This window comes from uncultured Methanobrevibacter sp., from assembly GCF_937906425.1.
Classification (GTDB): domain Archaea; phylum Methanobacteriota; class Methanobacteria; order Methanobacteriales; family Methanobacteriaceae; genus Methanobrevibacter.
On record NZ_CALCYR010000037.1, the window covers coordinates 1 to 1,541 of the forward strand.

2 protein-coding genes and 1 pseudogene are annotated in these 1,541 nt (G+C 39.3%); all 3 read right to left on the minus strand.

Annotation, left to right across the window (positions count from 1 at the left end):
- A pseudogene (locus Q0138_RS01115) lies at positions 1-512 on the minus strand (exosporium protein); the annotation flags it as partial.
- A gap of 31 nt (positions 513-543) precedes the next feature.
- On the minus strand, positions 544-918 hold the full coding sequence (locus Q0138_RS01120; RefSeq protein ID WP_297979747.1) for a hypothetical protein: 375 nt from the start codon (positions 916-918) through the stop codon (positions 544-546).
- Between the two features lie 262 nt (positions 919-1,180).
- Positions 1,181-1,541: hypothetical protein (locus tag Q0138_RS01125; protein WP_297979749.1), on the minus strand; the 361-nt coding region annotated here is incomplete at its 5' end.

The following is a 1,541-nucleotide window of genomic DNA, read 5'->3' on the forward strand; positions in this document are numbered from 1 at the left end:
CCAGTGTCTCCTTTAAGACCTGTTGCCCCGGACATATCCATTATGAAGGTAAAGCTGTTTGCACCTTTCAGGTATAATTGTGCGTTGGCTTCCTCTTCAACTGTGGATTGGATAGCTACAAATGATCCTTCAGGAACATTAGCTGCATCAGCGTTCATTGCTTCAACAGTTTCATATGTTCTGTAAATGGTGAACGGATCACCGGTATCTCCTTTAGCACCAGTTTCTCCGGTTTCACCAGTTGCTCCAGTATCTCCAGTGTCACCTTTCAGACCGGTTTCACCAGTTGCTCCTGTATCTCCTTTGGCTCCGGTAGCACCTTGAGGTCCGGTTGCACCTACATCTCCAGTGTCACCTTTATCTCCAGTATCTCCTTTTTCACCGGTTAATCCTGCTAACTGTTCCGGTGTGAAGTCATCATATGTAAATGCTGCACCAGTATCTCCGGTGTCACCTTTATCTCCAGTATCTCCTTTTGGTCCTTTAATTGTACCAACACTTTCCCATGCCATTATAACACCTCTATTTATTTAATTTATTTTTTTAATCGTCATGCCAAACGAATAGTTCTCCATCCACTAGGAATGCATCACCTTCATTGGCTGTTGGATGTGCTGCTATTAGTTCTTCGAAAGTATCATAAGACCCGAGGATTACAGTCGCAGCACCTGTATCTCCGGTGTCTCCTTTCTCTCCTTTACCTCCAAGACTTACCTGGAAACAATTGACGTATTCATATTCATCTGAATTTGCAACAGGATGAAATGCCAGAAACTCACCTGCATTATCAACAATAGCTCCAGTTGGTGATAGTTTGATTCTGTCACCTGCTTTGATGTTAGTTTGGTTTGGTGCAAGTTTCAAACGGTAAAGTCCGCCTAAGAGAAGTACACTTCCTTTTCTCTCCCCACTTGTCATTACAATTGGTTCATTGACAAGGACGCCGACAGGAACTTCTGTTGCATCGCCAGTGTATTTTCTTAATGATTCTTTTCCTATTGCTGATTTGTCTGAAATACAAAGTATATCATCAACTACGCACTTATTGGAATACTCGTATCCAAGACTACTACCAGATACAGTTATTACATTATCAACTAATGTTTTAACTCCATCATCCAATAAGAAGGTAGTAATCTCCTTTCTTTCTTCCAATAAAACAATTGTATCAGTCATTTTATCACATTAATATATCAAATATATGATTGCCTTTAACAGAAGGATTACATTTGATATTGCAACCGCTTCCAATAGCTTGATTGCAGAAATACAAATCTTCTGATAATACTGTGTCATCCTCATAGGTAACGAATTTAAAATATGGATATTTGAGTTTTGAGAAAACATCTACCTTGATTAATGCAATACCCAATCCTCCACCTTTAACTTCAATAGGATATGGAACTTCATGAATCATGGTCTGACCTGTAATGCAGTTATGATCATCAAAGTTCTTGCCGAAAGTGTAAATTATTGTTTGATCTGTTTTTGTTCTTTTCCTGTAGTACCAGCCAAGAGCAATATCTGCTTCACATTCCAAT